25 protein-coding genes are annotated in these 26790 nt (G+C 52.1%); 16 read left to right on the top strand and 9 right to left on the bottom strand.

The genetic code is table 11. The annotated features are described in order from the left end of the window. Positions 1 to 558 precede the first annotated feature (558 nt). From PsAD26_RS22785 to PsAD26_RS22735, 11 genes are all read left to right on the top strand, one after another. A complete protein-coding gene (locus PsAD26_RS22785; RefSeq protein ID WP_063312229.1) occupies positions 559 to 1104 on the top strand; it encodes an AAA family ATPase in 546 nt (181 codons plus the stop codon). A gap of 456 nt (positions 1105 to 1560) precedes the next feature. Continuing rightward, on the top strand, positions 1561 to 2142 hold the full coding sequence (locus PsAD26_RS22780) for a sigma-70 family RNA polymerase sigma factor (protein WP_063312228.1): 582 nt from the start codon (positions 1561 to 1563) through the stop codon (positions 2140 to 2142). A gap of 78 nt (positions 2143 to 2220) precedes the next feature. After that, on the top strand, positions 2221 to 2481 hold the full coding sequence (locus tag PsAD26_RS22775; RefSeq protein ID WP_054663306.1) for a RebB family R body protein: 261 nt from the start codon (positions 2221 to 2223) through the stop codon (positions 2479 to 2481). Between the two features lie 14 nt (positions 2482 to 2495). Continuing rightward, positions 2496 to 3215 carry a hypothetical protein gene (locus PsAD26_RS22770; RefSeq protein ID WP_063312227.1) on the top strand — a complete coding sequence of 240 codons (720 nt, stop codon included), beginning with the start codon at positions 2496 to 2498 and terminating at the stop codon, positions 3213 to 3215. A gap of 137 nt (positions 3216 to 3352) precedes the next feature. Next, on the top strand, positions 3353 to 3769 hold the full coding sequence (locus PsAD26_RS22765; RefSeq protein WP_057460905.1) for a hypothetical protein: 417 nt from the start codon (positions 3353 to 3355) through the stop codon (positions 3767 to 3769). 23 nt (positions 3770 to 3792) lie between these two features. Continuing rightward, a complete protein-coding gene (locus PsAD26_RS22760; protein ID WP_063312226.1) occupies positions 3793 to 4452 on the top strand; it encodes a hypothetical protein in 660 nt (219 codons plus the stop codon). A 120-nt stretch (positions 4453 to 4572) separates the two neighbouring features. After that, entirely contained in the window at positions 4573 to 4914 is a 342-nt protein-coding gene (locus PsAD26_RS22755; RefSeq protein WP_063301265.1) for a RebB family R body protein, read from the top strand. Between the two features lie 203 nt (positions 4915 to 5117). Further along, positions 5118 to 5414, top strand: a complete 297-nt coding sequence (locus tag PsAD26_RS22750; protein WP_063298110.1) for a RebB family R body protein — start codon at positions 5118 to 5120, stop codon at positions 5412 to 5414. Positions 5415 to 5573: 159 nt separating this feature from the next. Continuing rightward, positions 5574 to 5894, top strand: a complete 321-nt coding sequence (locus PsAD26_RS22745) for a RebB family R body protein (protein WP_057460907.1) — start codon at positions 5574 to 5576, stop codon at positions 5892 to 5894. A gap of 237 nt (positions 5895 to 6131) precedes the next feature. Continuing rightward, positions 6132 to 6455 (top strand): RebB family R body protein, encoded by a 324-nt coding sequence (locus tag PsAD26_RS22740; protein ID WP_057460908.1) that lies wholly within the window; start codon positions 6132 to 6134, stop codon positions 6453 to 6455. A gap of 151 nt (positions 6456 to 6606) precedes the next feature. Then, entirely contained in the window at positions 6607 to 7425 is an 819-nt protein-coding gene (locus tag PsAD26_RS22735) for a rhodanese-related sulfurtransferase (RefSeq protein ID WP_063292811.1), read from the top strand. A gap of 544 nt (positions 7426 to 7969) precedes the next feature. Here PsAD26_RS22735 and PsAD26_RS22730 read toward each other — a convergent pair. After that, positions 7970 to 8845 carry an SMP-30/gluconolactonase/LRE family protein gene (locus tag PsAD26_RS22730; protein ID WP_063312225.1) on the bottom strand — a complete coding sequence of 292 codons (876 nt, stop codon included), beginning with the start codon at positions 8843 to 8845 and terminating at the stop codon, positions 7970 to 7972. Between the two features lie 125 nt (positions 8846 to 8970). Further along, positions 8971 to 9438 (bottom strand): Lrp/AsnC family transcriptional regulator, encoded by a 468-nt coding sequence (locus PsAD26_RS22725; RefSeq protein WP_057460911.1) that lies wholly within the window; start codon positions 9436 to 9438, stop codon positions 8971 to 8973. A gap of 156 nt (positions 9439 to 9594) precedes the next feature. On the opposite strand from PsAD26_RS22725, the gene ald reads away from it, so the two are divergent. Both ald and PsAD26_RS22715 read left to right on the top strand, forming a co-directional pair. Next, positions 9595 to 10728 carry an alanine dehydrogenase gene (gene ald / locus PsAD26_RS22720; protein ID WP_057460912.1) on the top strand — a complete coding sequence of 378 codons (1134 nt, stop codon included), beginning with the start codon at positions 9595 to 9597 and terminating at the stop codon, positions 10726 to 10728. A 271-nt stretch (positions 10729 to 10999) separates the two neighbouring features. Continuing rightward, positions 11000 to 11947, top strand: coding sequence for a hypothetical protein (locus PsAD26_RS22715; RefSeq protein ID WP_063312224.1), 948 nt, complete (start codon positions 11000 to 11002; stop codon positions 11945 to 11947). A 12-nt stretch (positions 11948 to 11959) separates the two neighbouring features. Here the strand turns inward: PsAD26_RS22715 and PsAD26_RS22710 are convergent, their stop codons facing one another. The 6 genes from PsAD26_RS22710 to zwf all read right to left on the bottom strand — a co-directional run bounded on the left by PsAD26_RS22710 (position 11960) and on the right by zwf (position 18910). Then, on the bottom strand, positions 11960 to 12223 hold the full coding sequence (locus PsAD26_RS22710; RefSeq protein ID WP_063312254.1) for a glycine zipper domain-containing protein: 264 nt from the start codon (positions 12221 to 12223) through the stop codon (positions 11960 to 11962). 195 nt (positions 12224 to 12418) lie between these two features. Then, positions 12419 to 12694: a glycine zipper domain-containing protein gene (locus PsAD26_RS22705; protein ID WP_057460914.1), complete on the bottom strand. Its 276-nt coding sequence runs from the start codon at positions 12692 to 12694 to the stop codon at positions 12419 to 12421. 117 nt (positions 12695 to 12811) lie between these two features. After that, on the bottom strand, positions 12812 to 14455 hold the full coding sequence (gene pgi, locus PsAD26_RS22700) for a glucose-6-phosphate isomerase (RefSeq protein WP_063312253.1): 1644 nt from the start codon (positions 14453 to 14455) through the stop codon (positions 12812 to 12814). A 230-nt stretch (positions 14456 to 14685) separates the two neighbouring features. Then, on the bottom strand, positions 14686 to 15327 hold the full coding sequence (gene eda, locus PsAD26_RS22695) for a bifunctional 4-hydroxy-2-oxoglutarate aldolase/2-dehydro-3-deoxy-phosphogluconate aldolase (protein WP_063300938.1): 642 nt from the start codon (positions 15325 to 15327) through the stop codon (positions 14686 to 14688). Beyond that, positions 15327 to 17201, bottom strand: a complete 1875-nt coding sequence (edd, locus tag PsAD26_RS22690; RefSeq protein WP_063312223.1) for a phosphogluconate dehydratase — start codon at positions 17199 to 17201, stop codon at positions 15327 to 15329. Before edd ends, eda begins: the two co-directional genes overlap by 1 nt. Positions 17202 to 17437: 236 nt before the next feature. Then, entirely contained in the window at positions 17438 to 18910 is a 1473-nt protein-coding gene (zwf, locus tag PsAD26_RS22685) for a glucose-6-phosphate dehydrogenase (RefSeq protein ID WP_063312222.1), read from the bottom strand. Positions 18911 to 19391: 481 nt separating this feature from the next. On the opposite strand from zwf, the gene ade reads away from it, so the two are divergent. Beyond that, on the top strand, positions 19392 to 21107 hold the full coding sequence (gene ade, locus PsAD26_RS22680; protein WP_063312252.1) for an adenine deaminase: 1716 nt from the start codon (positions 19392 to 19394) through the stop codon (positions 21105 to 21107). A 241-nt stretch (positions 21108 to 21348) separates the two neighbouring features. Continuing rightward, complete coding sequence (locus tag PsAD26_RS22675) at positions 21349 to 23016, top strand: long-chain fatty acid--CoA ligase (protein WP_063312221.1); 1668 nt, start codon at positions 21349 to 21351, stop codon at positions 23014 to 23016. A gap of 68 nt (positions 23017 to 23084) precedes the next feature. Here PsAD26_RS22675 and PsAD26_RS22670 read toward each other — a convergent pair whose 3' ends face one another. After that, positions 23085 to 24059, bottom strand: a complete 975-nt coding sequence (locus PsAD26_RS22670; protein WP_057462666.1) for a DMT family transporter — start codon at positions 24057 to 24059, stop codon at positions 23085 to 23087. Between the two features lie 402 nt (positions 24060 to 24461). On the opposite strand from PsAD26_RS22670, the gene PsAD26_RS22665 reads away from it, so the two are divergent. Next, complete coding sequence (locus PsAD26_RS22665; RefSeq protein WP_063312251.1) at positions 24462 to 26765, top strand: xanthine dehydrogenase family protein molybdopterin-binding subunit; 2304 nt, start codon at positions 24462 to 24464, stop codon at positions 26763 to 26765. The last annotated feature ends 25 nt before the right edge of the window (positions 26766 to 26790 follow it).

The raw sequence follows: 26790 nt of genomic DNA, 5'->3' as shown, positions 1-26790 counted from the left end.
CGGCATAGACATACCTCTCCCGCTGACGGCTCGTGACAGGAGCCACCACACATACGAATTTTGAAGTTGAAAAACGCCTCCGTTTGCAGCTGTTTCTGACGGCATGACAGCTTTTGACGACCTTTGGGGCTTTCTTTTAGGACCTGTGCAAAACAGCATCCAAACCGTCATAGATCAAAAACGAACTGCTTACCGTTCTGTGTCAGCACTATGTAAGCAAATGTATGAGATTGAGCGCGAAAAGCAAGGTAGGCAGGCGCAAATAATTTTCTACAACTCTTTGATTCATAGTAATGAATCGCTATTCATCGTAAGTGAACGCTCTATGCTGAAGCGCCTTTTAATCAGTAGGTCCACGGTTCGAACCCGTGCAGGCTCACCATTTTCTCTCAGAAAATTGGTGACTGTTTCACAAAGGCATTTATGCCTCAGTGGTGCTTGTGTGTGCCTTGCTTCAGGTTGAAGGCACTACCCTTTTTGCACTCCTTGCATTCCGGTTTTCGAACTCTCCCCCCCAATATATCGTTTTGTTCCGCTCTTTCTTTGCGAGGTTTTGCGATGAACTTTGTCATTACTGGTGCGTCTGGTGCTGGGAAATCTACTTTGCTGGAGTATCTCAAGTCTCTTGGGTATGCGTGCCGGGAGGAGGTTGGGCGCCAGTTGGTGCGGGAGCAACGGACGATTGGCGGGTCTGCCCTTCCTGATCAGGACTGCGTTGCCTTTCGGGATTTGTTGTTTGAGCATTCCATTGCGGCGTTTGATCAGAGGGTGGTGCGATCAGATGAGCCTGTTTTCCATGATCGCAGTTTTCTTGAGGCGATTGCTTACAGTGCAATTATTGGGGCTTCTGTTCCTCAGAGCATGGTGATTGCTGCACAAAAGAGGCGGTTTGCTTCTCCTGTTTTTGTGTGCGCACCGTGGAAAGAGATTTTTGAACATGATGCGGAGCGAACGCATGGCTTTGACTTTGCATGCCAGGATTATGCGGCGAATGTTTCGGTCTATCGTGCCTATGGATATGAGCTGGTTGAAGTGCCGCAAGTGTGTGTTGAAGAGCGTGCGCGGTTTGTGATTGAGCGTGCCGGAAAACGATCCCTGCTTTAATTTCTAGAATCGCTGATGTCACAAAACGTCGGGCGGGCTGTCTATTAAGAGCAGGGTGGATGTTGCTCTATGAGATTGGGCTTATGCATTTTTCGGGTTGTACCAATCTCAAGTATACACCTTATAGGTTGTTAACAGGTCGTCGTCGTGTTTCTGGTTGTGTGGTAATTCTGCAAGGTTGATTACTTGAAGATTGTTAAGTGACTGGAACCTCTTAAAATTTCTAATCTGGTTCGGGTGTTGTTATTAAGGGTTGTAAGCATAAATTTATACAACCCATAAAATTGCGTTGGTTTTCCGAAAACAAGAATATCCGTAGCGTCATCTCTATCGAAGCGGACGAATTCTCTAGAAATAAAGTTGATATCTGTTCTTCATGCCAGTGTTGGTGTGTATTTTGTGATGTCTCTTTGTGATTTTTAGAGATTTAGTCTGTAATACATTGAGGTGTGGCGGATGTATTACAAGAATACACGAATAGAACATCTTGATGGGCGTCAGGATTTGACGCCTGTTTGGGAATACTGGAACGAACATAGAAAAAAGATATTTGGAAGAGCGTTTCATCTTACTGGTGGTGACATGGATGCGGCTGAAGAGTTGATGTCGGCAACGATCATCAAAGTTGCATCGCACTTTGAACAGCGTCCCTTGAATATGAGGGAGCCAATCGCCTTTTTTATGTATGCGCTCAAAAACGAGTTTATCAGTCAGTACCGGAAGAAGCGTTATGAATATCAGTTTCGTGATGGCGATAAGGATGTTTACGACGAACATCTGGCCAATACAGAGATTGAAAGCGCACCGCAGGAAGTGTTGCTGGCTCAGAAGGAAGAGCTGATGCTGATCAGCAAGACGCTGGAGCGGCTTCCTCTTATCTACCAGCAGATTTTTTCCATGAAATTTGCCGAGGATCGCAGTTACAGCGAGATTTCGGAGGAGCTGAATATTTCTCAGGCTTTGGCCCGAAAGCGGGTGCAGTTTTTGCGTGAGAAGCTGAGAGATGCCCGCTCCAAAAAGCGTAAGCGGCTCAATTGAGCAGATTGAATGTTCACAGGAGGGTTGGGAGTGCGTCTCTCCGAATAGTTAACGAATTTAGACTGCGAGGGCGAAAGCATGGCGGAAGATACTGTAAATGCTCAGGTGACGGATGCCGTTACCCAGACAAATGTGAAGGTGGTGGGTGAAGCACCTTCTCAGGCAATTGCCAATCTGTACCAAGTGGTTAGCAATGCGACGGGATTGTCGGTTCAAAATGCGACCCATGCGCAACAATCCATGAACCAGATATCGACGGCTGTTGTGTCCAAAGGCGTGCAGCTGATTATGGAAATAGGCCCGACCTCTGGAGCGGAGTCTAAACCTTCAGGTGGCTAATTTGAGGGAATTTGATGGTGAGGGAGAGAGGTGAGAGTTCAGCTTCTCAAGAGTATGAGAATGCGATTACGCGCCGGCGGCGCCTGATCTCTCTGCTCCACGGACCTTTGAGCGATAATAGTTTGCGTTCCTCAACTCAGTCCGGTGCTGAGGCATCCAGAACACAGGGTGCTCAGCGATCTTCTCCAGCGGTCAAAATGTCCTCACAGGCGGCAACGGAAACCGTCAACACAGCAAGTGAGAGCAACAGTCAATCCGGAGCGCAACAAACCATGGTGATGGATAGTGAAAAGGGATCTGCTGGCGGTGCAGACTATGAGGATACTACCGGTTCTGACGGGACAGGTGGACAGTCGCAGGGCACATCCACGGATACCGGGAAGGGGCAGTCCTCCGGGCCATCCTATCCACCATTGCCAACCTCTGCGCCTTCAACTTCTGCTTTAAATGAACAGATTACTCAGGCTGTGCAGTTCACCAACTTTCAAAATTACCAGGGATTGGAGTCGATGATCTCCATTCCTGAGGATGTAATGACCAAGCAGTCCAGCGGGCATGCGTCGCAAAATGCGGAGACCTACATGAACGGTGTCATGCAAATCTCGATGGCTGCACAGGCGATTGTGGCTGCGAAGATCGCACAGGATCCGGCGCTGGCTGCGACACCTGCGCTGACGGAGCTGAACGTCATGGTGACCAATGCCATCTCGGCGTTTCAGGATGTGAGCGAGTGACCCGTCGGAAGTGGGTCGGCTGGTGGATCTGCTTCAGGAAATAACGCTGTTTTTTCAATAGAACTACATTTTGCTTGCGACTTTTCTTCGGGCTCTGACGCGATAGGCAGATCCCCGGTCAGCTCTAAAGGTGAGATATGGAACGGGACGTTACATACATTCGAGAGGAATTGGAGGAGGTGATCCTCAATCAGTTGCGCCGCTGGGAAGGGGTTATCGAGCAGGAAGAGACGCTTACGCTGTCGCGGTCTGGTGTTGAGACGCTGCCAGGGCTTTTGTGTCATCTGAGTCTGGCGCGGGATGCGCTGGTGAAGGCGGAAGGGATGCTGGTGTGTGAAGATGGCATTACTGCAGCGGATGTGGTGCTCGGGTTTCGCGATGAGCGATTGCAGGAAGAGGCCGACCGATATGAGGACCGCGAAGACGAGGACCGGTTGATTCAGGATGGGGTGGAAGAGGAGCTTCTTGCGCGGTTTACCTCCACTGGCGACATTGAGTTTGACGCGCGGGGAGAGGACCGTAGTTCCGAGCGGAATTCAGATCACAACTGGTAAGACTGGACTTGAGGAGTGAGGCGATGAGTACAGCCGCAAACGAAACGTCAGGGGCCGCAGATGCTGGTCCTCAGAAGGTCACGGCGACACCGGGTCCAGAATTCAACTCTGCGCTGGATGATGCTGTCGTGCAGCTGACCAAAGTGAAGCAGAATGTGGATCAGGCGGCCAGCGAATTTGCGCAGCTGAGGCAGGGCATTCCAAACTACAATGAGGTGGTTGCTGAAATCCGGCAGCAGCAGGCGCAGATCAATCGGGCTTGTGATGATGCAACGTCCTCAGCGCAGACGATTGTGTCTGAGGTGGAGCATGCGGCAGCCAAGCTGTGCACCTCCATTGATGAAGAGATTTCGACGATTAAGAGTGTGATTGGCACCGGGGAGGAAGGTGAGGAACCTCAACCAGCGCCGCCGCCTGTGCAGCCGCAACCGCAACCGCAAATAGCACCTGGGCAAGGTGTGCCGCAATCTGGTCCTGGCTTAGGGCAGTTTCCGGCCTCTGGCCTGCCCGGTCAGGGCGGGGTTCCCAATCAGGAAGCGATGGCAGTACAGGCTGCTGAAGCCATGCGGGATTTTCTGAAGAAGGAAATCAAATCAGAGCTTTCAAAGCAGATTGCGCCACTTAATGAGAAGCTCTCTGAGCTTTTGATTAGTTATCTGCAACAGAGAACTCGCGACAGGTGAGTGTGATGTGTGAACCAATTCTTACAAAGAGCACAGGCTCTTAGGAAAGAGTTCACAAATTGAGAGGAGCGGCGTCAATAGTCTGTAAATGGCAATAATAACAAGCATATTGGAGAAAAAATGCCAAAGACTATTGAGGAACAATGTGGCGCAGCAAAACCCTCCGATGGCGGAACTGTTGATGCTGACGTGATTGCAATTCTTGGGGTGGCTCCCGCGTTTGCGCTGGCGCTGACCTTCCTGACCGCGGCGCAATCGACAGGGGTGCTTTTTGAGAATTCCGTCTCGAATGCACAGCGCCAGAACATCATTGCGCAGACCGCGTTGAATCAAGGAATTTTGCATACTTATTCTGTTGGTTCCATGGCTGCTGCAAACAGCATTTCACATATGGAGCCGAAGGAAGCCGAGCAGGTGAACGAGAGTTTGCTCGGAACATTGTGTCGGTATTTTTCGCGTTAAGTCGCGGTGTTTGGTCGGTCTGCAACGGCCATTGAGTTTTCGAAATAATTGAGAGTTTGCCTCTGGTCAGTGCAGTGCTTGCGCTTGATCAGAGGTGAAGCAGGGCTGCGTTTTTACCGAACTGCTCATGAGTTCGGTTGATCAGGTGGGAGTGATTTATGGCGGATCTACCGGGGATTGGCCCCGTAATACCAGAGGGCGGCATGGTGACGGATGCTGTCACGCAATCCAATGTAACGGTGCTTGGGCAAGCGCCTGCAATTGCGATGGGAAACCTCTATGCATCCCTTGCACATTCAACGGGCATTTTGTTGCAGAACTCAGTCGCATCCGCGTCTCAATCTACCACTCTTGCACAGGCGACGACCAACATGGGCGTCATGCAAATCTATTCTGCGAATACAACGGCCGGGGCATCGGCCACAGAAAAAGTTGCTCAGGCTGGGACAGCTGACCAACTCAGCACGCTGCTGACTACCTTGCGTAGTTTCAACCCATAACCGGAACTTTCGAGCTTCGCTTTCTGGTGCAAAGGCCAGAGCGATGAGAATGGTTCTGATGCATCCTTTAAGTTGTAGTAGCGCGTACTCCTTTGGAGCCAGTTCAAGGAAATGCAGAACCGGATTTTGACCAGAACTGTATGAAAGAGGACTATTAGAATGCCAACAACTGTTAGCCCTATGATCACTGACGCGGTTACCCAGTCCAACGTAAAGGTCGTGGGTGAAGCCCCTGCGATGGCAATGGGCAGTGTCTTTCAGACAATGGCTCATTCCACCGGAATTCTCTTTGAGAACTATGTTTCTGCCGCTCAGCAGCAGAACATTCTTTCTCAGGCAGCAGCTAACCAGGGAGTCATGCAGATTTACTCCATGGATACGATGGCTGGTGCTGGTGCTACCGAAAAAGTTGCTCAGAGCGGCACACCAGACCAGTTGAACACGCTGCTGACAATCATGCGCGTTTTCAACCCAACCTAAAGGGTTTAGGCGTCGCCCTCCGGCGGCGTTGGTTCAACTTGCAGTTAATGGTGTCCGGTTGGTTTTCAGGTGGGCATGCCCCTGGTGGTTCTCTGTGAAATCACCGGACACGACTTCTCTTATTCATGGCAGTTCATATTCTGCTGAGCTGCTTTTGTTTCTGTCTCCCGCGTATCGGTATTCGAAAGGCGGTTTCGTCTCTTCGAAAGATATGCTGCATTTTTAAGGATGACGACTATGCCGGATACGGTAAATCCAATGATTACTGATGCCGTCACACAAACCAATGTGAAGGTTGTTGGTGAAGCACCCGCCATGGCAATGGGTTCGCTTTTCCAGACGATGGCGCACTCAACCGGTATTCTCTTTGAGAATAACGTGGCTGCTTCGCAGCAGCAGAACATTCTGGCTCAGGCTGCAACCAACCAGGGCGTTATGCAGATCTACTCCATGGATACCATGGCAGCTGCTGGTGCTACGGAAAAGGTTGCTCAGTCTGGAACGCCGGATCAGCTTCAGACGCTTCTTACCATTATGGAAACCTTCCGTCCGGGCCGGTAAATGAACCTGTGACGACCTCTCGTGCGAGTTACATTTCAACCTTCCCTGCTTCGGCAGGGGAGGTTTGCAGTTTTGGTATGGTCTCTTTTGCTGACAGACCCGATGGAAATGGGTATAGGTACTGCTACGAATAAGCCCACAAAGGCAAAGAATGACACATACGCTAACCCCCATTTTGGTCTGTGCGCTCTACAAGTTTGTTGAGTTTGCGGACTTTGAAGACATGCGCGAACCTCTGCTTGACTACTGCAAAAGCCGTGGTATTCGCGGCAGTCTTCTTATTGCTCGTGAGGGCATTAACGGCACGATTGCTGGTGAAGAACCGCAGATGCGGGACGTGATTGCCTACTTGCGCAAAGACCCGCGTTTTCATGATATCACCGTCAAGGAAAGCTGGGCGAAGCAAGTTCCATTCAAGCGCATGAAGGTGCGTTTGAAGCAAGCGATCGTGAATATGGGCGTGAACCATATCGATCCGAATGATCTTGTCGGCACCTATGTGAAGCCAGAGGACTGGAATGCGCTGATCTCTGACCCGGATACGGTCGTGATTGATACGCGCAATGACTATGAGTTTGCTCTTGGCACGTTTGAAGGTGCATTGGACCCTGACACGGAGACCTTTAATGAGTTTCCTGAGTGGGTCAAACGCAATGACAATGCTCTGCGTGCCAAGAAGAAGGTTGCCATGTTCTGCACCGGCGGTATCCGCTGTGAGCGGGCTACCGGCTTGATGCTGGAGCAGGGTTATGATGAGGTTTACCACCTTGAGGGCGGTATTCTGAATTATCTGGAAAATGTGCCAGAGGACGAGAGCCTCTGGAAAGGCGAGTGCTTTGTGTTTGATGACCGCGTGTCTGTTGACCACAAGCTTGATGCTGGCTGGGGGAAGAACCTGCCGGAGAAAACCAAGAAGGTTCTCGCGCCCTACCAGATTGACGACAAGCCTTCTGAGGCTGGTGAAAGCTGAAGCAGAGTTGATTGAGGGGCGGTTTGACTGCCTCTTATTTTTGCTTGGATCCGGAAAATCTTATCCCCGTTTGCTCAGGCTAGCTTATTGTTGATCTCATGTTCACGTAAACGGGCAGCTGGCGGAGCGACCGTCAGTGCAGCGTGAGCTGGGCGGGGCTACCGGGAGACATAACGCATCCTCCGGCGGGTCCGTTGAAACACCCCTTGAAAGTCTTTAGTGCAGGGACCAAGCGGAAGCTGGTCACCCGATGGGCGTCTACACTGGCAGGCGTTTAGCTATCACTGACACTCACATTTGCCTCTGGCTGGTGTGCTTGTTGCTGATGGTGCCTGCTCCCAATGCCTTTCGGTGGAGACCTTGTTTCATACAAAAACGCCCGGGCAAGGCGAGTAGCCAATGCCGAAGAAACTAACTTACTCACAATGCGCAGGCATCGCCTGCTCGCCTTGCTCACCCCGTACTCCGGGGCCCAAACGACAACACCGCCGGACAGGAGCCAGCGGTGCTAAATCTGTTTGTTTTTCAGGAGGCAGGGCAGAGCTTATCCGAAACGGCAGGTTGGCAGACCTTTGTGCTCCACATCCATTGCGAAGAGACCGCCTGATTTCGGGAACTCTTTGAGAAGCTCCTCATCTCCATGTGGGCGCAGGCTTGCCACGACCAGTGTGCCCAGGTTTGGACCTGCAAAGCACGGGATGGTCGGGCGTGGGACTGGCATAGCGATAGACTGCAGCAGCTGTCCATCCGGATCAAAGCAGTTGACGTTGCCTGCTGAGACGCCTGCGGACCAGTAGTTGCCATCGGTGTCTGTTGTTGCGCCGTCGGGTCTGCCCACTGTGTTGTCCAGCTGCAGGAACTTGCGCTGGTTGGTGACCGCGCCGAAGTCACGGTCAAAATCATAGGCGAAGACTTCACCGGAGCCGGTGTCGGAGTGGTACATGGTCTTATTATCCGGAGACCATGCCAAGCCGTTGGAGGTTCTGATTTCAGTGGCAATCTGCGTGACGTTGCCATCTGGCGTGACGCGATAGAGGCTGGCGATAGGTGTTCTTGGACTGATGTCGTCCATGGTGCCCACCCAGAATGCGCCGTCAGGTCCGACCTTACCGTCGTTCAGACGGGTGCGTGGATTATCCGGCTCAATCTTTGCGATGACCTCGTACATTTTGGTGCCTGTATCGAACAGGATGATTTCGTCTTTCATCGCCACGATGAGGCGACCGTCCTTACAAAGGCCGAAGGAGCCAACGACTTTCGGGAAGTCCCATGTGGTGACTTCTTTGCTATCCCAATGCATTGCGTGGATCTGTTTTCCGAGAATGTCACAGAAGAACAGGTGTTTTGTCAGTTCATCCCAGAGGAGACCTTCGGCCAGCTCGTAGCGACCATCCAGCAAGCAAGTGATAATTGGGGTCAAAGTCGTGCTCCATACTCATGCAGCCCGGGAGAGCTGCAGCAATATACAATTGAGCGTTGTTATAGAGAGGTTTGGCAGAAGCGTCGAGTATGCCTGTGAGAAAACCGCAAGGTTTCCGAGGTGAATTAGCTCTCTGAAATTGGCAGAGCGCTGCCTTGTTTGGTGGAGCGGATTGCGAAGGAGGAGCGCATGCGCACAACGCCGGGGAGGCGGGTGAGGTGGTCACGGTGGATGCGCTCAAAATCAACCGGATCATCGGCCATCACACGTAGGATGTAATCCGCATCGCCGCCCATGAGGTGGCACTCCATAATCTCGGTGGAGCGATCAACAGCCTTTTCGAATGTTGAAAGGGCTTCTTCTGACTGAGAGCCGAGTGAGATCTCGACAAAGACGCTCATGCGCTTGCCCAGCTTTTTCGGATTGAGCAGTGCGACGTACTTCTCGATGACGCCTTCACCCTCCAGCGTCCGGACACGACGCAAGCAGGCAGAGGCGGACAGACCCACATGATCTGCAAGATCAGAATTGGAGATACGGCCATTGTCCTGCAGCGCACGGAGGATCTTTTTATCAAGCTTGTCGAGTTTCATAGCTTTGCCGTTTTCGCAGATTATTGTGTCTGAACGATGTTTATTCGTAGATGTTTGCTAAAATGTACCGTGTCGTGCGCACATTGCAAGCATCTGCAGTTGAGATTTCCATAAGCTATGTAGAAACACAAAGCCGAAGCTGATTGGGAGATTGTGATGCTTGTTGGTGTTCCTAAGGAAATAAAAAATCACGAATATCGCGTTGGTCTGACGCCAGACAGCGTGCGTGAAGTTGTTGCTCATGGCCACGACGTGGTTGTTGAAACCAATGCCGGTGTTGGCATTGGCGCGAGCGATGCTGACTATATTGCAGCTGGCGCATCCATCCTGCCGACTGCTGCTGACGTCTTCGCGAAAGCAGAAATGATTGTGAAGGTGAAAGAACCTCAGGCTGTTGAGCGCAAGATGCTCCGTCCTGATCACCTGCTGTTCACCTACCTGCACCTGGCTCCGGATCCAGAGCAGACTGCTGACCTTGTCGCCTCCGGCGCGGTTTGCATCGCTTATGAAACCGTAACGGATGAGAAAGGCCGCCTTCCACTGCTGGCGCCTATGTCTCAGGTTGCTGGTCGTCTTTCCATTCAGGCTGGTGCAACTGCACTGCAGAAAGCCAATGGCGGCGCTGGTGTTCTACTCGGCGGCGTACCGGGTGTTGCTCCTGCGAAAACCGTTGTGATTGGCGGTGGTGTTGTTGGTGCCCACGCAATTGAAATGGCAATCGGCCTTGGCTCCGATGTTACCGTTCTGGACAGAAACGTTGATGTTCTCGACGCCCTTTCTGCACGCTTCGGTTCCCGCTTGAAGACAGTGTTCTCCAACCGTGCCGCGCTTGAGAAAGAAGTTCTGGCTGCTGATCTGGTTGTTGGTGCTGTTCTGGTGGCTGGTGCAGCTGCACCGAAACTGGTGACCAAAGAGCACATCAAGGCGATGAAGCCGGGTTCTGTTGTCGTTGACGTTGCTATCGACCAGGGTGGTTGTTTTGAAACCTCCCGTGCAACAACTCACCAGGATCCAACCTACATCGTGGATGAAGTGGTTCACTACTGCGTGGCAAACATGCCGGGCGCTGTGGCTCGCACCTCCACTTACGCGCTGAACAACGCAACCTTGCCTTACGTTCTGGCGCTGGCTGACAAAGGCTACGCAGCTGCTCTTCGCGACATCCCAGGCTTCCTGCCGGGTCTGAACGTTTATAAGGGGCAGGTCACTGTTGCTGAAGTTGCTGAAAACCTGGGCTACACTTACGTGGCTCCTGAAGCTGCTCTGGTTCAGGAAACTGAAGCAGCCTGAAAGTCCAAGCGGACTTAGAGCACGTCGCGTTCATTAGCATTCACGCATCGTGCTCTAACATCTTTGGCGGAGCGAATTCTTGTCGTTTGATTGAATCCAATCAAACGGAACGCGCTCTAGAGATTAGAAGCGGGAGCCACTGGCTCCCGTTTTGCGTTGGTAAAGATTCTGTTTACCCTGTCACCGGTTTGCTGCGGCGTTAATGAGTTTGCAGGTGCGGTTTCGATATACTGGTCAAAATTTACTAGTATTTTTCGGGTTAGGCGGTATCATGTATCATGATTTGGAATTGGTTCTTCAGCATGATTTGATTGTTGAATGGAAAGAGCACTACAAAGAGGTGTTCGGCAAGCACACGCTCCTGCTGAATAACCGCCTGCATGAGCTGCCTGTGTTTCTGCCAGAAAACCTAGCGCGGTTGATTGAGACCACTCCCTCTGAGCACTATGATTTTGTTCGTCCCGGTGCCATTGGCACCAAGAAGTCCCAGTGGCTACAAGGCAGTATTGAAGGCGCCAAAGGCGAGGATGTGCTTCGTGCTGTAGAAGAAGGACGTTTCTGGCTTTCTCTTCGTGCACTTCAGGACTGGGATGAAGGCTTCAAGCAGGTCACATCGAAGATATTTGATGAGCTTGAGGTGAAGGTTCCGGGCTTTGAGACCTTTAAGCACAAGACCGGGATGTTGATTTCTTCCCCCTGTGCCCAAGTGTACTATCATGCAGATGTACCCGGACAATCCTTATGGCAGGTGAAGGGCCATAAGGACGTTTATATTTATGAGAATACCGCGCCGTTTCTTTCTGATGAGCAGCTGGAAGGTATCTTCCTTGGGACGACCGAAGAAGAGATCCGCTTTGAGCCCTGGTATGATGAGTTCGCTACAAAGGTGACGCTGAGCCCAGGTGAGATGGCGCACTGGCCGCTCAACAACCCACATCGAGTTGAGAACCATGATGAGGTGAACATCTCGGTGACCACTGAGCACTTCACCGCTGAGATCAGGGATTTTTATGCGATCATCTATGCCAATGGTTTGCTGCGTAGAGCAGGTATCTCTGGCAACCGGCATAGCGTAGGTGCGATGAAATACGCCAAGATGGCTTTGGCGGCTGCACATAAGATCATCTACAAGAAGATAGTGCAGCAGAGTGCGGGTGCCAAAAGCCCGCGCAGCTTCAAGCTGGACATGACTGCACCGGACTTTATGGCTGATCTGTAGAGAGGATTGCTGTCAGCAGCGGTAGTAGTATGGGCGGCCATAGGTGTCGTAGCCGACACAGCGGCGCGGAGTGGTAGCTGCACCAATCAACCCGCCAGCAACGGCACCGATACCCGCACCGGCAAAGGCCGCGCCGACATCCCCTGTTGCTGCTCCAATCGCAGCGCCGGTGGCTGCACCAAGACCACCACCAACGAGGACGCGGTCTGTTCGGTTATACTCACTGCAAGCACCGAGTGTGAGCAGGGTGGCTGTTAGGATTATTAATTTTCTCACGATCCTACCCATGGTCTGATTGTTTGAAACCCACGGTAGTGCTTGACCCGTTGCAGATGAATGAATGCGGCTGACGAGATGGCAAGGTGGTTAAGTTGAAGCTGTTTGTCTTTTGAGACTTGTAGGTATGTAACGCAAAAAGGCCCCGCAATTGCAGGGCCTTTGGAATGGTATAACCAAATCTTTTTGCGAGGCTTATGGGCACTTCACGCGGTAAGGGCGACCATACTGATCATAGGCAGTACAGTTTTTCGGAGTTGTCACATTGCCAACAATGCCACCAGCTACACCGCCGATTGCTGCACCAGCGACAGCAGACCCCACACCACCGCCTGTGGCAGCACCGATAGCTGCACCAGTCGCAGCACCAAGGCCACCGCCGATGAGAGTACGGTCTGTGCTTGAGGATGTGTTACAGCCAGCAAGGGCAAGCAAAGCAACACTTACACCAGCAAGAGCAATTTTTTTCATTTTTTCCAGTCTCCTTTTGCTGCCAATCCCAATTTGACCGGACCCCGATACCTCCTGGCAGCTCTAACTTTGTGAGGCTGAGCTAACAAAAAGAACATGGTTAAAGTTTGTTAAAAATTAGAGGCTCCTCGCCTTCTTTAGGTATTTTAACAAGCCTTGGGTCGAACTGTCTTTGTTTGCTGCAGATTGGCTGCCTTCAACCATTGGCAACAGCTGTGTCGCAAGTTCTTTTCCAAGTTCAACACCCCACTGGTCGTAGGAGTTGATGTTCCAAATCGCTCCTTCAACGAAGACGCGATGTTCATAAGACGCGATCAATCTACCCAGTGTGAATGGATCAAGACGATCATAGATGAGGGTGGTTGAAGGCCGGTTACCCGGGAAGACCTTTTGTGGAGCTAGTTTGGCAATCTCTTCTTCAGATTTTCCATCTTTACGAAATTTGTCTTCAACCTCTTCCAGAGAACGGCCACGGAGCAAGGCTTCACTCTGGGCAAGGCAGTTTGCCAGAAGGAGATTGTGATGGACTTGCAGGTCCTCTTCGTGGCTGTTGGCAGCAACCAGAAATTCACAAGGAATGATGCTCGTACCCTGATGAATCAGTTGGTAGAACGCATGCTGGCCGTTGGTGCCAGGCTCACCCCAGACGATTGGGCCGGTCTGGGTTTCAACAGCAGTACCGTCTTTGGTGACACTCTTGCCGTTGGATTCCATGTCCAGCTGCTGCAGGTAGGCAGGGAAGCGGGCGAGGCGCTGATCATATGGCAGAACTGCGCGGGTGTCGTAACCCAACACATTGCGATGCCAGACGCCGATGAGGCCCATCAGGAACGGGATGTTGTCTTCAATCGGGGTTGTGCGGAAGTGATTGTCCATTGCATGGGCGCCGCCGAGGAAATCGGAGAATGCGTCCGGGCCGATAGCGATCATAAGCGGGAGGCCGATCGCGGACCAGATGGAGTAACGTCCGCCGACCCAGTCCCAGAAGCCAAAGACACGCTCCTCGGAAATGCCGAAGGCCGCGACTTTTTCCAGTGCGGTGGAGACAGCTGCAAAGTGTGCTCCAACAGCTTCTTCGCCGTTATGTTTGGCGATCCAACGACGGGCTGTTGCCGCGTTGGTCATGGTCTCAATAGTGGTGAAGGTCTTGCTGGCGATGATGAAGAGGGTTTTCGCCGGGTTCAGCTTCTCCAGTGTGTCGGCGATGTGTGCGCCATCTACGTTGGAGACGTAGTGTAGGTTCGGGCCATCATGGTATGGGGCCAAAGCCAGAGTTGTCATCACCGGGCCAAGATCGGAGCCGCCAATGCCGATGTTGACGACGTCCGTGATCTTCTCGCCGGAGTGGCCTGTGATTTCGCCAGAGCGGATGCCTTCTGCGAAGTCGCCCATGTTGACGAGAACTTCGTTGATGTCAGGCATGACGTCTTTGCCGTCCACCAGAACCGGGTTTTCGGACTGGTTGCGTAGAGCGGTGTGCAGCACAGCGCGATCTTCAGTGGTGTTGATGTGTTCACCTGCGAACATGGCATCACGTTTTGCTTCAACATTGGCAGCGCGTGCGAGTTCGAGCAGGAGCTCAAGGGTTTCTTCGGTCAGCTTGTTCTTGGAGAAATCGTAGAGCAGGTCGTCAGCAGAACGGGAGAACTTATCAAAACGAGAGGGATCTGCTGCAAAGAGATCGGTAATCTTAGTGGAATGAATGGCCTGAGCGTGGTCATCAAGGCGTTTAAAGATATCTTTTGGATTAGCTGTCGGCATCAAGGCCTCCATTTATTCTTGTAATAGCTTCTGGCTGGCAGCGAGCGTCGCGCCTTGCCAATTTACCGTAAAGCAGCTTGCTCGTTTTCGGGACGTGCAAACTGCTTCAAAGTTTTGTTTTTATACGTCTTCTTACCCGAAAATCTGTTCCTGTTTTTAGGAGCATGACAGGTCCTTGATGTAAGACCCCGGGTAAGAAATTCAATGCAATCAATCGTGATGGTTTGCGATTAAACAGTCAATGCAGCTGCTTCGCGAGCCCGCTTTTCAATGCCGGCCCAGTCTTCAGATTCAATTGCTTTTGCGTCTGCGATCCAGGACCCACCAACACAAAGTACGTTTGGCAGAGCAAGGAAATCACGTGCGTTGCCAAGGTTGATACCACCAGTTGGGCAGAATTTAGCCGCAGCCAGAGGAGAAGACAGACCTTTCAACATTGGAGTGCCGCCAGCTGGAACAGCTGGGAAGAACTTGAGACGCTCATAGCCTGCTTCCAAAAGCTTCATCACTTCTGACGGAGTGCATGTGCCCGGAAGCAAAGGAGTTTGCTGGAAGTCTTCAGCAGCTGCGATCAGATTGTCTGTTGCGCCCGGAGAAACGACAAATGTTGAACCTGCTTTGACAGAGGCTTCGTACTGCTGATGAGTGAGAACGGTACCTGCACCAACCAGAGCACCTTCCACGTTATCGGCAACTGCTTTGATGCAGTCCAGAGCGTTTGGGGTGCGCAGGGTGATCTCGATGCCGGGGATGCCACCATCAACGAGGGCCTGAGCCATTGGCACTGCTTTTTTAGGGTCATTCACAATGAGAACTGCGATCACCGGGGCGGCGGTCATGATTGCTTCTACGCGCTCGATATTCTGAGCCATTACACTGTCTCCATTGCGCTGACCGTGTCAGCATTCTGTTGGGTTTTGTTGATTTGCTCCAGATTGAAAAGGCGAGCGCCGGTGTCGGCTGAGCTCACGTTTGCTCTGAAACTTGCGAATAATTCTCGTCCAGTTCCACTCTGGTAAGCTTGCAGGTCTGCAGGTGCGGCAGGTCTTTGCGCAAACTCATCGGCAGGAACAAGTAGCTCCAGCGTACCGCTTACTGCATCAAGGCGCAGCAAGTCACCGTCCTTTACCTTTGCAATTGGTCCGCCATCCATGGCCTCGGGAGTAACATGAATTGCAGCTGGGATCTTGCCACTGGCGCCGGACATCCGACCATCTGTTACAAGTGCGACTTTATACCCCCGGTTCTGCACAACGCTAAGAGGCGGTGTCAGTTTATGGGCTTCTGGCATGCCGCAGGCTTGCGGGCCGACGTAGCGGAGCACGACAATCACATCTTTGTTGAGTTTGCCAGCTTTGAAGGCTGCTTCAACATCTTCTTGCGTATGGAAGACCTGAGCTGGGGCTTCGATGATATGGCGATCAGGTGCGACAGCAGAGGTTTTAATGATGGCAGAGCCGAGGTTGCCTGTGAGGACTTTGAGACCGCCGTCTTTGTTGAACGGAACGGACATTGGCGCAAGAATGGTTTCATCCAATGCCTTAGCCGGTGCTGGCTTGCGGAGGACACCGCCTTTATCATCAAGGAAGACGTTGACGGTGTAACCGTCCAAGCCTGTTCCGTTGACTGTTTTGACGTCTTTGTGCAGCAAACCTGCATCCAGCAGTTCGCGAATGAGGAAACCCATTCCTCCTGCTGCTTCAAAATGGTTTACATCGCTTTTGCCGTTTGGATAAACGCGGGCGAGCAACGGGACGACTTCGGAGAGGTCTGAAATGTCCTGCCATGTGAGCTGAATGCCAGCCGCTGCGGCCACGGCAACAAGATGCATTGTGTGGTTGGTGGAGCCACCTGTTGCATGGAGGCCCACAACACCGTTCACGATTGCGCGTTCGTCGATGATCTCAAAGAGCGGCGTAGGTGTGCTGCGCTGTGCGGTGAGTTCGACAACTTGTGTGACTGCCTCTTCAACCAATGCTTTGCGCAGGGGCGTCAAAGGGTTGGTGAAGGAACTGCCCGGCATGTGCAGGCCCATGATTTCCATCAGCATCTGATTGGAGTTTGCAGTGCCGTAAAACGTACAGGTGCCCGGAGAGTGGTAGGATGCGCTTTCAGAAGCGAGCAGTTCTTCGCGGGTTGCTTTGCCTTCTGCAAACAGCTGGCGGATGTGGGCTTTCTCGTCGTTGGCAAGGCCGGAGGTCATTGGGCCGGCAGGCAGGAAGATAGCAGGCAGATGGCCAAAGGACAAAGCGCCGATGAGCAAGCCGGGAACGATCTTATCGCAAACACCGAGGAACACAGCTGCGTCAAACATGCCGTGGGACAGGCCTACGGCAACGGACATGGCGATCAGGTCGCGGGAGAACAGTGACAGGTCCATCGCTGGCAGACCTTGCGTGACACCATCGCACATGGCTGGTACGCCGCCAGCAACCTGAGCTGTCGCCTGAATTTTGCGGACTGTTGCGCGGATAATTTCCGGGTAGTTCTCATATGGTTGGTGGGCGGAGAGCATGTCGTTGTAGGCGGTGATGATACCGAGGTTTGGCTGCTTGTCTGTGGCGAGGTGCTGCTTGTCAGCTGCGGGGCATGCAGCAAAGCCGTGTGCAAGGTTTGTGCAGCCGAGGTTTGTACGTTGTGGTGCTTGGGTATGCTGCGCCTGCATGCGACGAAGATAATCTTGTCTGCTCGCGGCGCTGCGTTCAATTATGCGATCCGTAATCTCTTTGAGGCGAGGGTGAACCATGTCTTTTGCTCTGCCTTTTGTTCTTTGACTTTTCATCAGTCAAACCGAATGACCAGCTGCGGGAATGGGAGGAGAAATCCCTGATTTTGGTCGTTTTAATCGATTTAAATTCTGAGCCTAATTTTTATTGTGACAACTCTGCCCATAGGCAATTTTGATTGTTTCGGGGATTGGCGCAAGTGGGAGAAATACTTGCTAGGGTGGTGAGGTGCCGGGGACCGGCACCTGCAACTTAATCAGTATGTTTCGTCATGCCATGTACGACCATCACGCTCGATAAGGGCGATGGAGGCCGATGGGCCCCAGGTTCCTGAGGTATAAGGTTTTGGAGCTTCTTTGATCTGGGACCACTGCTCGAGGATCGGGTCGATCCATGTCCATGCCGCTTCTACTTCGTCTCGGCGCATGAACAGGGTTTGGTTGCCACGGATCATATCCATGATGAGGCGCTCATAAGCATCCGGATGACGGGAGCTGAAGGCTTCGGCAAAGGTCATGTCCAGCGGAACTTCACGCAGCCGCATGGAACCTGGGCCCGGGTCCTTAATCATCACCTGCATTTTCACGCCTTCATCTGGCTGCAGGCGGATGACCAGCTTGTTTGCAGCAATCCGTCCAGCATCTGGCAGGAAGATGGAGTGCGGCAGGTCTTTGAATTGGATGGTGATTTCGGAAACACGAGCGGCAAGGCGTTTGCCGGTGCGCAGGTAAAACGGAACGTTGGCCCAACGCCAGTTCTCGATGTCTACCTTGGCAGCTACGAAGGTTTCAGTGTTGGAATCGTTGCGACCCAGCTCTTCCAGATAACCCTTCACGGCACCGCCAGCAGATGCACCAGCACGGTACTGACCGCGAACTGTGTTGCGCTCGACCATTTCGGTGCTCATTGGACGAAGGGCTTTGAGCACCTTCAGTTTCTCGTCGCGCACACTGTCTGGTGCCATGGATTCAGGTGGTTCCATAGCAACGAGGCAAAGCAGCTGAAGCAGGTGGTTCTGGACCATGTCGCGCAGAGCGCCTGCGGTGTCGTAGTAACCAGCGCGGCTTTCAACGCCGAGTGTTTCTGCCACGGTGATCTGTACGTGGTCGATGTGAGCCGCGTTCCAGAGTGGCTCAAACAGTACGTTAGCAAAGCGCAGAGCCATAAGGTTCTGAACGGTTTCTTTGCCGAGGTAGTGATCGATACGGAAAATCTGGTGCTCTTTGAAGACAGAACCGATGGTTTCGTTGACGTCGTGTGCAGACCTGCCATTCTTACCGATCGGCTTTTCGATGGTCACGCGGGACGTTTCTGTCACGAGGTTGTGTTCGCCAAGGGCGGAGCAGATTGGGCCGAAGAAGTCTGGAGAAACAGAGAGGTAGAAAGCGCGGACAACGTCTTCGCGGCCTGCCAGCTTCTGTTCAAGCGCTTCCCAGCCGGTGTTCTGAGCAACGTCAACGGACACATATTGGATGCGGGCGAGGAAGCGTTCGAGAGCTTCCTGATCTACTTCAGCGACGTGCTCACAAATTGCTGTGCGGGCCCAGTCGCGGTATTCTGTATCGCTAAGCTCGCGGCGGGAAACGGCGATGATGCGCGCGTCTTCACCCAGATGACCGACTGGTTCGCGATGATAGAGAGCTGGGAGCAGCTTGCGGTGTGCAAGATCGCCGGTGCCTCCAAATACAACGAGATCAAATGGGTCAGATTGAGCTGGACGGTTCGCCATGGAGTTCCCTTAGTCGTGAGCCGGTATCGGATATCCGGCTTCAATTGCTTGGCATGCGGTATCAGTTGGAGAATTTGCAGGAGCAAGCCAGCAGGCCAACTGAATTAAATTTGATTGTAGAGTTGTGAGAGGCGCGGACGTGAGCCGCAAGCTTGGCAGTTAGACTGCTCTTATCTGCATCAAAACTCATACAAAGGTTGCATTTATGAAATTGCACCTCTGTTTGATGCGGGTTTCATCAAAATGCAAGCAAAAATACGAATGTGCCTAGAAACTAGGCAGTTCGGCGTACTGAAAGGGGAAGTCGCCATCCAAAAAATGCAGTTTCTGTGGGTTTTGTTTTCCCACTGTCATGATTTGTACAATTCCAACAAGCATTTGTAATGGCGGCATTGGGGAGCTTGCGATCTTTTGCTAGGCTTACCCCAAGGGAAATATAAATGAGGAAGCATGCCCTATGCTTCCTCTGGGAGGAAATGGCATGGGATCTCGTCAGCAAAAGGTTGCCGGTTTAAAAACACTCATCGATCAGGGGCAGGGCAATGTGCCAGCCGATCTGGTGTTGAAGAATGTTGAGCTGTTCAATGTGATCGACGGCAGTCTGACGAAGACCGACATTGCGATCTCCGGCGAGAAGATTGTTGGGACTTATGACAACTACAGCGGTGTGAACGAGATCGACTGCAGCGGCAAGATTGCCGTGCCGGGCTTTATCGATACCCATCTTCATGTGGAATCATCGTTGGTGACACCGTTTGAGTTCGATCGTTGTGTGCTGCCTCACGGTGTGACGACTGCGATTTGTGATCCGCACGAGATTGCCAATGTGACCGGTGCTGCTGGCATCAAGTACTTCCTCGACAGCTCTGTTGAGACCATTCTGGATTTGCGGGTGAACCTGTCTTCCTGTGTGCCTGCCACCAAATTTGAGACAGCTGGTGCTCAATTGGAGATTGATGATCTTTTGCCGTTCAAGGACCATCCAAGCGTTATTGGTTTGGCGGAGTTTATGAACTTCCCCGGTGTGTTGGCCGGTGATCCGGATGCTTTGGCTAAGATTGCAGAGTTTGAAGGTGAGCATATTGATGGTCATGCGCCTTTGGTGCGTGGCAAAGCCTTGAATGGCTACCTTGCCGCGGGCATTCGGACTGATCATGAAGCGACCACTGCAGAAGAAGCATTGGAGAAGATCTCTAAGGGCATGACGATCCTGATCCGAGAAGGATCTGTCTCTAAAGATCTGGATGCTTTAGCGCCTGTCCTGACGCCTGAACGGGCCAGTTTTGTTGCGCTTTGTACGGATGACCGGAATCCACTTGATATTGCGGAGGAGGGACATCTTGATTGTCTCATCAAGCGCTTGATTGCTCATGGATGCGCACCTCGTGATGTCTACCGTGCGGCAAGCTGGTCAGCAGCCACTGCATTTGGTCTGCGAGATCGCGGATTGATCGCGCCGGGTTGGCGTGCGGATATTGTGTTGCTCAATGATTTGGAAAGCTGTGATGTGGATCAGGTGATCAGTGCTGGGCGTGTGGTTTCGGATGAGTTGTTTGCCAGCCGCAAGTTGATTGAGCCGGAAGGTTTGCTGGATAGTTGCCATGCTGAACCAGTGCATGCAGAAAGCTTCCGTGTGCCTGCGCAGCGCGAAACATCAGTGATTGGTGTGAAACCGGGGCTGATTATCACCGAGCATCTAAAGATGGATTTGCCCGTTGAGCATAATTATTCCCAGATCGATTTGGGGCAGGATGCTATCAAAGTGGCTGTTGTTGAGCGTCATGGAAAGACTGGGAACATTGCGACAGGGTTCGTAAATGGTTTTGGAATGACATCGGGGGCGATTGCCTCGTCTGTCGGGCATGATAGCCACAATATCTGTGTGGTTGGGGCCAATGAGGAAGCCATGGCAACAGCCGTGAACCGATGCATTGCGTTGCGCGGTGGATTTGTGGTTGCTGAAGGTGATGAGGTGCTGGCTGAGATGGAATTGCCACTTGCCGGATTGATGAGCCTGGAGCGTTTTGAGGTGGTCAAAGAGCGTTTGGAAGTGCTGCGCGAAGCCGCAAAATCGCTCAATTGTGTTTTGCCAGAGCCGTTTTTGCAGGTCGCATTCTTGCCTCTTCCGGTTATTCCCCACCTTAAAATTACAGATTTTGGGCTTTTTGACGTGTCGAGTTTTCAGCTCATTCAATAGAGCAGGGCTTTGATATCTCTCGGTTTCTCGAGAAAAAATCAGTGGAATTGAATAAAGTGTCGCATTGAAGGTCAACCGTATGTCTGGGTTGACGCAATGGTAAACCTGACGCAAATTCCACGCAAAGCATGATGATATAAGGTTTTTCTGATATGTTGCGCACATGAACCTTGGCGCTCAGCTTCGGTTTCCTGTCAACTTCGTCTGAAGAACTATAATAATTCGGGGAGGAGATCTGCGCATGGCGACAGGTCGTGAGGGACAAGTGGAATTTCCAATTCGTACTATCGATAGCTATCTGGATGATACGGTCAAAAATTATGCGCACCGTCCGGCTATCTACTTCATGGGCAAATCAACAAGCTACGGCGAATTGGGAGATTTCGTTGAGCGTGCTGCAGGTGCCCTGCAGGCGATGGGTGTGAAGAAGGGTGACAAAGTCGGCCTTTGTCTGCCTAACACGCCGTACTACACTATTTTCTATTTTGCGATCATGAAAATTGGTGGCGTCGTCGTCAACTTCAACCCGCTTTATGTTGAGCGCGAAATTGCGTTCCAGGCGCGGGATTCTGGCGCGCGTATCATGGTGACCATGGATCTTTCCGTGATCTATGATCGTGTGGAAGCTGTTCGTCAGGAAGGTGCGCTGGACAACATCATTGTTTGTCCGATGGCGGATATTCTGCCTCAGCCTAAGAAGCTGTTGTTCCAGCTGTTCAAGCGGAAGGATGTTTCCAACATTCCTGCTGATAAAGCTCACATCCGCTTCAAAGATTTTCTTGCAAAGTCCAAAGGCATTACTCCGGTTGAAATCGAGCCGAAGGAAGATGTGGCGATCCTGCAGTATACCGGTGGTACCACTGGTGTGCCTAAGGGTGCGATGCTGACGCATTACAACATCACATCAAACATGGAGATGCTGGAAAGCCATTACGGTGGCTTGAAGCGCGGCTACGAGAAGACACTCTGTGTGCTGCCATTCTTCCATGTGTTTGCGATGACTGTTCTGCAGAATCTTTCCATTCTAGGTGCGGCAGAAATGCTGCTTATGCCGCGGTTTGACCTGAAAGAACTGCTTGATCTGGCTGCGAAGAAGAAACCAACCTTGTTTGCTGCTGTGCCAACGCTTTACACCGCGATCAACAACAGCGAGCTAACTAAGAACTACGACCTGACATCAATCCGCTATTGTATGTCTGGTGGAGCGCCGCTGCCTGTTGAAGTGAAGCAGAAGTTTGAAGCCCTGACAGGCTGTGTTCTGGTGGAAGGCTACGGTCTGACAGAGAGCTCTCCGGTTGCCTCAGCTAACCCGATGGACGGAACAGGTAAAGACGGCTCTATCGGCGTTGTAATGCCGGGGACGACTATTGAGTTCCGTGATCTGGAAGATCTAGAGAAAACGGTTGAGCGCGGAGAAAAAGGTGAGCTTTGCATCATCGGTCCGCAGGTCATGAAGGGTTACTGGAACCGTCCTGATGAGACCGCTAAAACTCTGGAAGATGGCCGCGTGTTGCACACTGGTGATGTCGGTTACATGGATGATGAGGGTTTCATCTTCCTTGTTGATCGCATCAAGGACCTCATCATCTGTTCTGGCTACAACGTTTACCCGCGTGTGATCGAGGAGGCGCTTTATCAGCATCCGTCCGTTGCCGAGGTCATCGTGATTGCTATCCCTGATGGATATCGTGGTCAGGCGCCGAAGGCCTTTGTGAAGCTGAAAGATGGACAGAGCGCTACTGCAGACGAGTTGAAAGACTTCCTGAAGGGGCACATCTCCAAGATTGAAATGCCGAAGGCGATTGAGTTCCGAGATGAGCTGCCTAAGACAATGGTTGGTAAGCTCTCCAAGAAAGAGCTGGTTGAGGAAGAGGCTGCCAAGACGCGCAGCACTGAAAACGCCAGCTGATAGCTACCTCGTGACAAAGAAAAGCCCTCGCATTTGCGAGGGCTTTTTGCTTGAGCTTAGCGTTTGCTCTAGTGCGTTTTCGTGGGCGCTGTTCCAGTTGCCACTTTCTTGCCCAGCACAGTCTCGCGGTGCAGGGTGTAAAGGGAAGCTGCAACGATAATTGCGCCACCAAGGTATGTGGTCCAGAGCGGCCAGATGCCAAAGATTACGACAGAAATGATTGCCGCGTAGACAAGGCGGATATAATCAAACGGTGCAATCACAGAGGCCTCACCAAACTTGAGGGCCTGAATGTTGCTCATCTGAGCGCTCCAGCTGACACCTGCCAGCAAGAGCAGCAGGATCGCATCATTTAGGTTGATTGATACCCAATAATAGATGCCGAAGGGGGCCATGATCAGACCCACAAAAGTTGCCTGAAAGGTCAGGATCGTGATGGGCTGATCAACCTGAGTGACCTTGCGTAGGATGATGCCTACGAGTGCGGCACAGGCTGAGGCCAGGATCGCCATGAAGCTGTAGATGCTCATTTCCGCGCCGGTGCCGGGCTGGACGATGACCATCACACCGATGAAGCCAAGGATGGTCGCCGAAATTCGGTGAATGCCGATAACTTCTTTCAGAAAGAAAACTGCAAAGATCGTGATGAAAAACGTGCGTGCAAAACCAATCACTGTGCTTTCAGCAAGCGGCAGGTGAATGACTGCGGTGAAGCCGAAATACATTGCAGAGGACGCAAGCAGGATGCGGCCCAGGTGAAGCAGTGGAGCCTGTGTTTTGAGCGAACCCGGAAATCCTTTGATAATGATCGGTGCTGAGATCACCAGCATGAAAAACTGGCGCAGCATAAGGATTTGAGTAACGTGTAAGCGGTCGCCGAGCAGCTTGATGATGGTGCTCATGACGGCCATAAGGAATGTTGCCAGAAGGGCCCAGCAGATGCCGCGTGTGTTATTGGACAGGCTTTGCCATTTTGCGGAAAACCTTGTTTTTAACGCAGCAGATGATGAGCTGCCTTCAGGCTCTGCTGAAGGAACAGGCATGTAACTGCTTTCGAAGCTGCCTTGATACGATCAAAACGACCAGACCCAATGTCTGGTGCAAAATGGTGTGCGCCAGGGGGCGGACAACGTAACAAAGATCAGATGGGTGTATGGCTTAAATAACCTAATGTTTGCGGTTTGGTCAAATTCTAAAACAAATTTTAGCTTGAGAGTTTCGACAGTAAGCACGAAGCTGCCGACAACTTAGAGCTCCAAGTACCCTTCCGTAATTTGCTCTAAATGATGCGATAATGACCTTAAGTCACTCTGGAAAATACACCTTTGTGGTGAACCAGAAAACACTTGCAGCCTGAGAAAAGCACTGTACGTTCTCTGCTGATACGTAAAAAGCTGTATTGGGAGGTGCGGTGTTGGGTCGCTCTCCAGATTTTTGAGGTTTTCATGAATCAGGTTGCTACACCGAAGTTTGGAATTGGTGCTCCCGTTCGCCGAAAAGAAGATGCTGCCTTTATTTCTGGCAAGGGCCATTACACGGATGACCTGAAGGTGGCTGGTGCAGCACATGCCGTTGTTTTGCGGTCTCCTCTCGCGTTTGCCAAGTTCACCTTAGAGGGAGTGGATGATGCACGGGCTATGGATGGTGTGCAGCTTATTCTGACTGCTGCGGATATTGAAGGAACGAACTCTATCCCATGTAAAGCCGTGCTTCGGCAGCTGGATGGGACGAAGCACTGGGTGCCTCATCGTGAAGTTCTTTGCTCTGATACAGCCCGGTTTGTTGGTGATGCTCTTGCGTTTGTTGTTGCCGATACGGTGGAGCAGGCGCGGGCTGCGATGGAGGCGATTGAGGTTGACTACGAGGATGTTGATCCGGCAATCGGAACTGAAGCAGCCTTAGAAGACGGCGCTCCGCTTGTGTGGCCTGAGCATGGGTCTAATGAGGCCTTTCACATTGGTATGGGTAACAAGGAGGTGATGGAAAAGGCCTTCCAGAAAGCGCATCATGTTACCAAGATCAAGGTGATCAACAACCGTCTGGTGTCCAATGCGATTGAGCCTCGGGCTTGTATTGGCGAGTTTGATGGTGAGAGCGGCAGGTATACGCTGACCACTGGAACGCAGGGCGGTCATGGGATGCGTGATCTGATTGCCAAGAACATACTCAACGTTGACCCTAAAGATATCCGCGTTGTGACACCTGATGTGGGTGGTGGTTTTGGAACCAAGATGTTCACCTATCTTGAATACCCACTTTGCCTGATTGCCGCAAAACGTCTTGGTCATCCCGTGAAATGGCTTCAGGAACGTACTGAACACTTCATGTCTGATGCGCATGGCCGGGATAATGTATCCACGGCTGAGCTTGCGCTTGATGAAAACGGTAAGATGATCGGCCTCAAGGTGCATGTGCTTGCAAACATGGGCGCTTATCTGCATGAATTTGGCCCGGGCATTCCGCAGATCGGCATCACCATGACCCCCGGTCTTTACGATATCCCCGCAACATGGGTGGAAGCGACAGGCGTTTATACCAATACAGTGCCGGTGGATGCGTTCCGCGGGGCAGGGCGTCCGGAAGCGCTTTATCTGATGGAACGGCTGGCTGATAAGGCCGCGCATGAGATGGGTATGGATCCGGCGGAGTTTCGTCGTAAGAGCTTTATCCCCGACGCTGCCTTACCTTATACGACAGCGCTTGGCCGTATGTATGATACGGGTTCCTTTGGGGCTCATCTTACTAAGGCGCTCGACGAGATCCATTATTCGACGTTTGCGGAGCGTGAAGCGGAGAGCAAGGCAAAAGGTTTGTATCGCGGTGTTGGGCTATCGACTTATGTGGAGGCGTGTGCCTTTGCCGGCGGTGAAGAAGCCAAGCTTGAGCTGAATACGAACGGCAGCGTTACTTTGCTGATTGGAACGCAGAGCAACGGTCAGGGTCACGCCACTGCTTATGGCCAAGTCATTGCAGAACATCTTGGTTTGCAGCTTGATCAGGTTGAGATGGTGCAGGGGGATACGGACCGTGTGGCGACTGGCGGTGGTACCGGTGGATCGCGGTCTATTCCGATTGGCATGCCATCTGTGAAGGCGGCTTCTGAAACGCTGGTCAAGAAGATCAAGGAGATCGCCAGTGAGAAGCTTGAGGTTGGTGTTGGGGATCTCACACTTGAAGACGGGCAGGTGCGCGTGGTTGGTACCGACCAGCAGGTCAGCCTTGTTGATGTGGCTGGATCGCAACCGGATATCTTGAGTGCAGCGGAAAAAGTCATGCAGGATGAATGTACTTATCCAAATGGCACGCATGTGTGTGAGGTGGAGATTGATCCGGAAACGGGCAAGACGGACGTGGTCAGTTATGTGATTGTGGATGATTTTGGCGTGACGGTGAATCCGATGCTTCTGGCTGGTCAGGTGCATGGTGGTGCGGGGCAGGCGATCTCGCAGGCGTTGTGTGAGAACACGGTTTATGATGAAACCGGGCAGCTGCTGTCAGCGTCCTTCATGGACTATCATGTTGCGCGTGCTGATGATTTGCCGAATTTCGACTTCTCGACGAGCAATGTTCCTTCCACGACAAATGCGATGGGTATCAAAGGGGCTGGTGAGGCTGGTTCTATTGGAGCGGCGCCGGCGGTGATGAATGCTGTGCAGTATGCGCTGCGCAAGAATGCAGGTGTTGAGCATATAGATATGCCCGCGACGCCGGTTGCTGTGTGGAGCGCAATTCAGGATGCTCAAAGCTAAGTTATCAAGACTTTAGAGCTTGAAA

The sequence above is a fragment of the Pseudovibrio sp. Ad26 genome (genome assembly GCF_001623285.1).
GTDB lineage: Bacteria > Pseudomonadota > Alphaproteobacteria > Rhizobiales > Stappiaceae > Pseudovibrio > Pseudovibrio ascidiaceicola.
Note: the sequence above shows the minus strand (reverse complement) of the source record. Positions and strands in the feature narration are given on the sequence as shown.

What these genes read in the sequence shown, in the direction of transcription:
- PsAD26_RS22785 (WP_063312229.1), top strand. Translation starts at nt 559, where the DNA reads ATGAACTTTGTCATTACTGGTGCGTCTGGTGCTGGGAAATCTACTTTG.
- PsAD26_RS22780 (WP_063312228.1), top strand. Translation starts at nt 1,561, where the DNA reads ATGTATTACAAGAATACACGAATAGAACATCTTGATGGGCGTCAGGAT.
- PsAD26_RS22775 (WP_054663306.1), top strand. Translation starts at nt 2,221, where the DNA reads ATGGCGGAAGATACTGTAAATGCTCAGGTGACGGATGCCGTTACCCAG.
- PsAD26_RS22770 (WP_063312227.1), top strand. Translation starts at nt 2,496, where the DNA reads ATGGTGAGGGAGAGAGGTGAGAGTTCAGCTTCTCAAGAGTATGAGAAT.
- PsAD26_RS22765 (WP_057460905.1), top strand. Translation starts at nt 3,353, where the DNA reads ATGGAACGGGACGTTACATACATTCGAGAGGAATTGGAGGAGGTGATC.
- PsAD26_RS22760 (WP_063312226.1), top strand. Translation starts at nt 3,793, where the DNA reads ATGAGTACAGCCGCAAACGAAACGTCAGGGGCCGCAGATGCTGGTCCT.
- PsAD26_RS22755 (WP_063301265.1), top strand. Translation starts at nt 4,573, where the DNA reads ATGCCAAAGACTATTGAGGAACAATGTGGCGCAGCAAAACCCTCCGAT.
- PsAD26_RS22750 (WP_063298110.1), top strand. Translation starts at nt 5,118, where the DNA reads ATGGTGACGGATGCTGTCACGCAATCCAATGTAACGGTGCTTGGGCAA.
- PsAD26_RS22745 (WP_057460907.1), top strand. Translation starts at nt 5,574, where the DNA reads ATGCCAACAACTGTTAGCCCTATGATCACTGACGCGGTTACCCAGTCC.
- PsAD26_RS22740 (WP_057460908.1), top strand. Translation starts at nt 6,132, where the DNA reads ATGCCGGATACGGTAAATCCAATGATTACTGATGCCGTCACACAAACC.
- PsAD26_RS22735 (WP_063292811.1), top strand. Translation starts at nt 6,607, where the DNA reads ATGACACATACGCTAACCCCCATTTTGGTCTGTGCGCTCTACAAGTTT.
- PsAD26_RS22725 (WP_057460911.1), bottom strand. Translation starts at nt 9,438, where the DNA reads ATGAAACTCGACAAGCTTGATAAAAAGATCCTCCGTGCGCTGCAGGAC.
- ald (WP_057460912.1), top strand. Translation starts at nt 9,595, where the DNA reads ATGCTTGTTGGTGTTCCTAAGGAAATAAAAAATCACGAATATCGCGTT.
- PsAD26_RS22715 (WP_063312224.1), top strand. Translation starts at nt 11,000, where the DNA reads ATGTATCATGATTTGGAATTGGTTCTTCAGCATGATTTGATTGTTGAA.
- PsAD26_RS22705 (WP_057460914.1), bottom strand. Translation starts at nt 12,694, where the DNA reads ATGAAAAAAATTGCTCTTGCTGGTGTAAGTGTTGCTTTGCTTGCCCTT.
- pgi (WP_063312253.1), bottom strand. Translation starts at nt 14,455, where the DNA reads ATGCCGACAGCTAATCCAAAAGATATCTTTAAACGCCTTGATGACCAC.
- eda (WP_063300938.1), bottom strand. Translation starts at nt 15,327, where the DNA reads ATGGCTCAGAATATCGAGCGCGTAGAAGCAATCATGACCGCCGCCCCG.
- edd (WP_063312223.1), bottom strand. Translation starts at nt 17,201, where the DNA reads ATGGTTCACCCTCGCCTCAAAGAGATTACGGATCGCATAATTGAACGC.
- zwf (WP_063312222.1), bottom strand. Translation starts at nt 18,910, where the DNA reads ATGGCGAACCGTCCAGCTCAATCTGACCCATTTGATCTCGTTGTATTT.
- ade (WP_063312252.1), top strand. Translation starts at nt 19,392, where the DNA reads ATGGGATCTCGTCAGCAAAAGGTTGCCGGTTTAAAAACACTCATCGAT.
- PsAD26_RS22675 (WP_063312221.1), top strand. Translation starts at nt 21,349, where the DNA reads ATGGCGACAGGTCGTGAGGGACAAGTGGAATTTCCAATTCGTACTATC.
- PsAD26_RS22670 (WP_057462666.1), bottom strand. Translation starts at nt 24,059, where the DNA reads ATGCCTGTTCCTTCAGCAGAGCCTGAAGGCAGCTCATCATCTGCTGCG.
- PsAD26_RS22665 (WP_063312251.1), top strand. Translation starts at nt 24,462, where the DNA reads ATGAATCAGGTTGCTACACCGAAGTTTGGAATTGGTGCTCCCGTTCGC.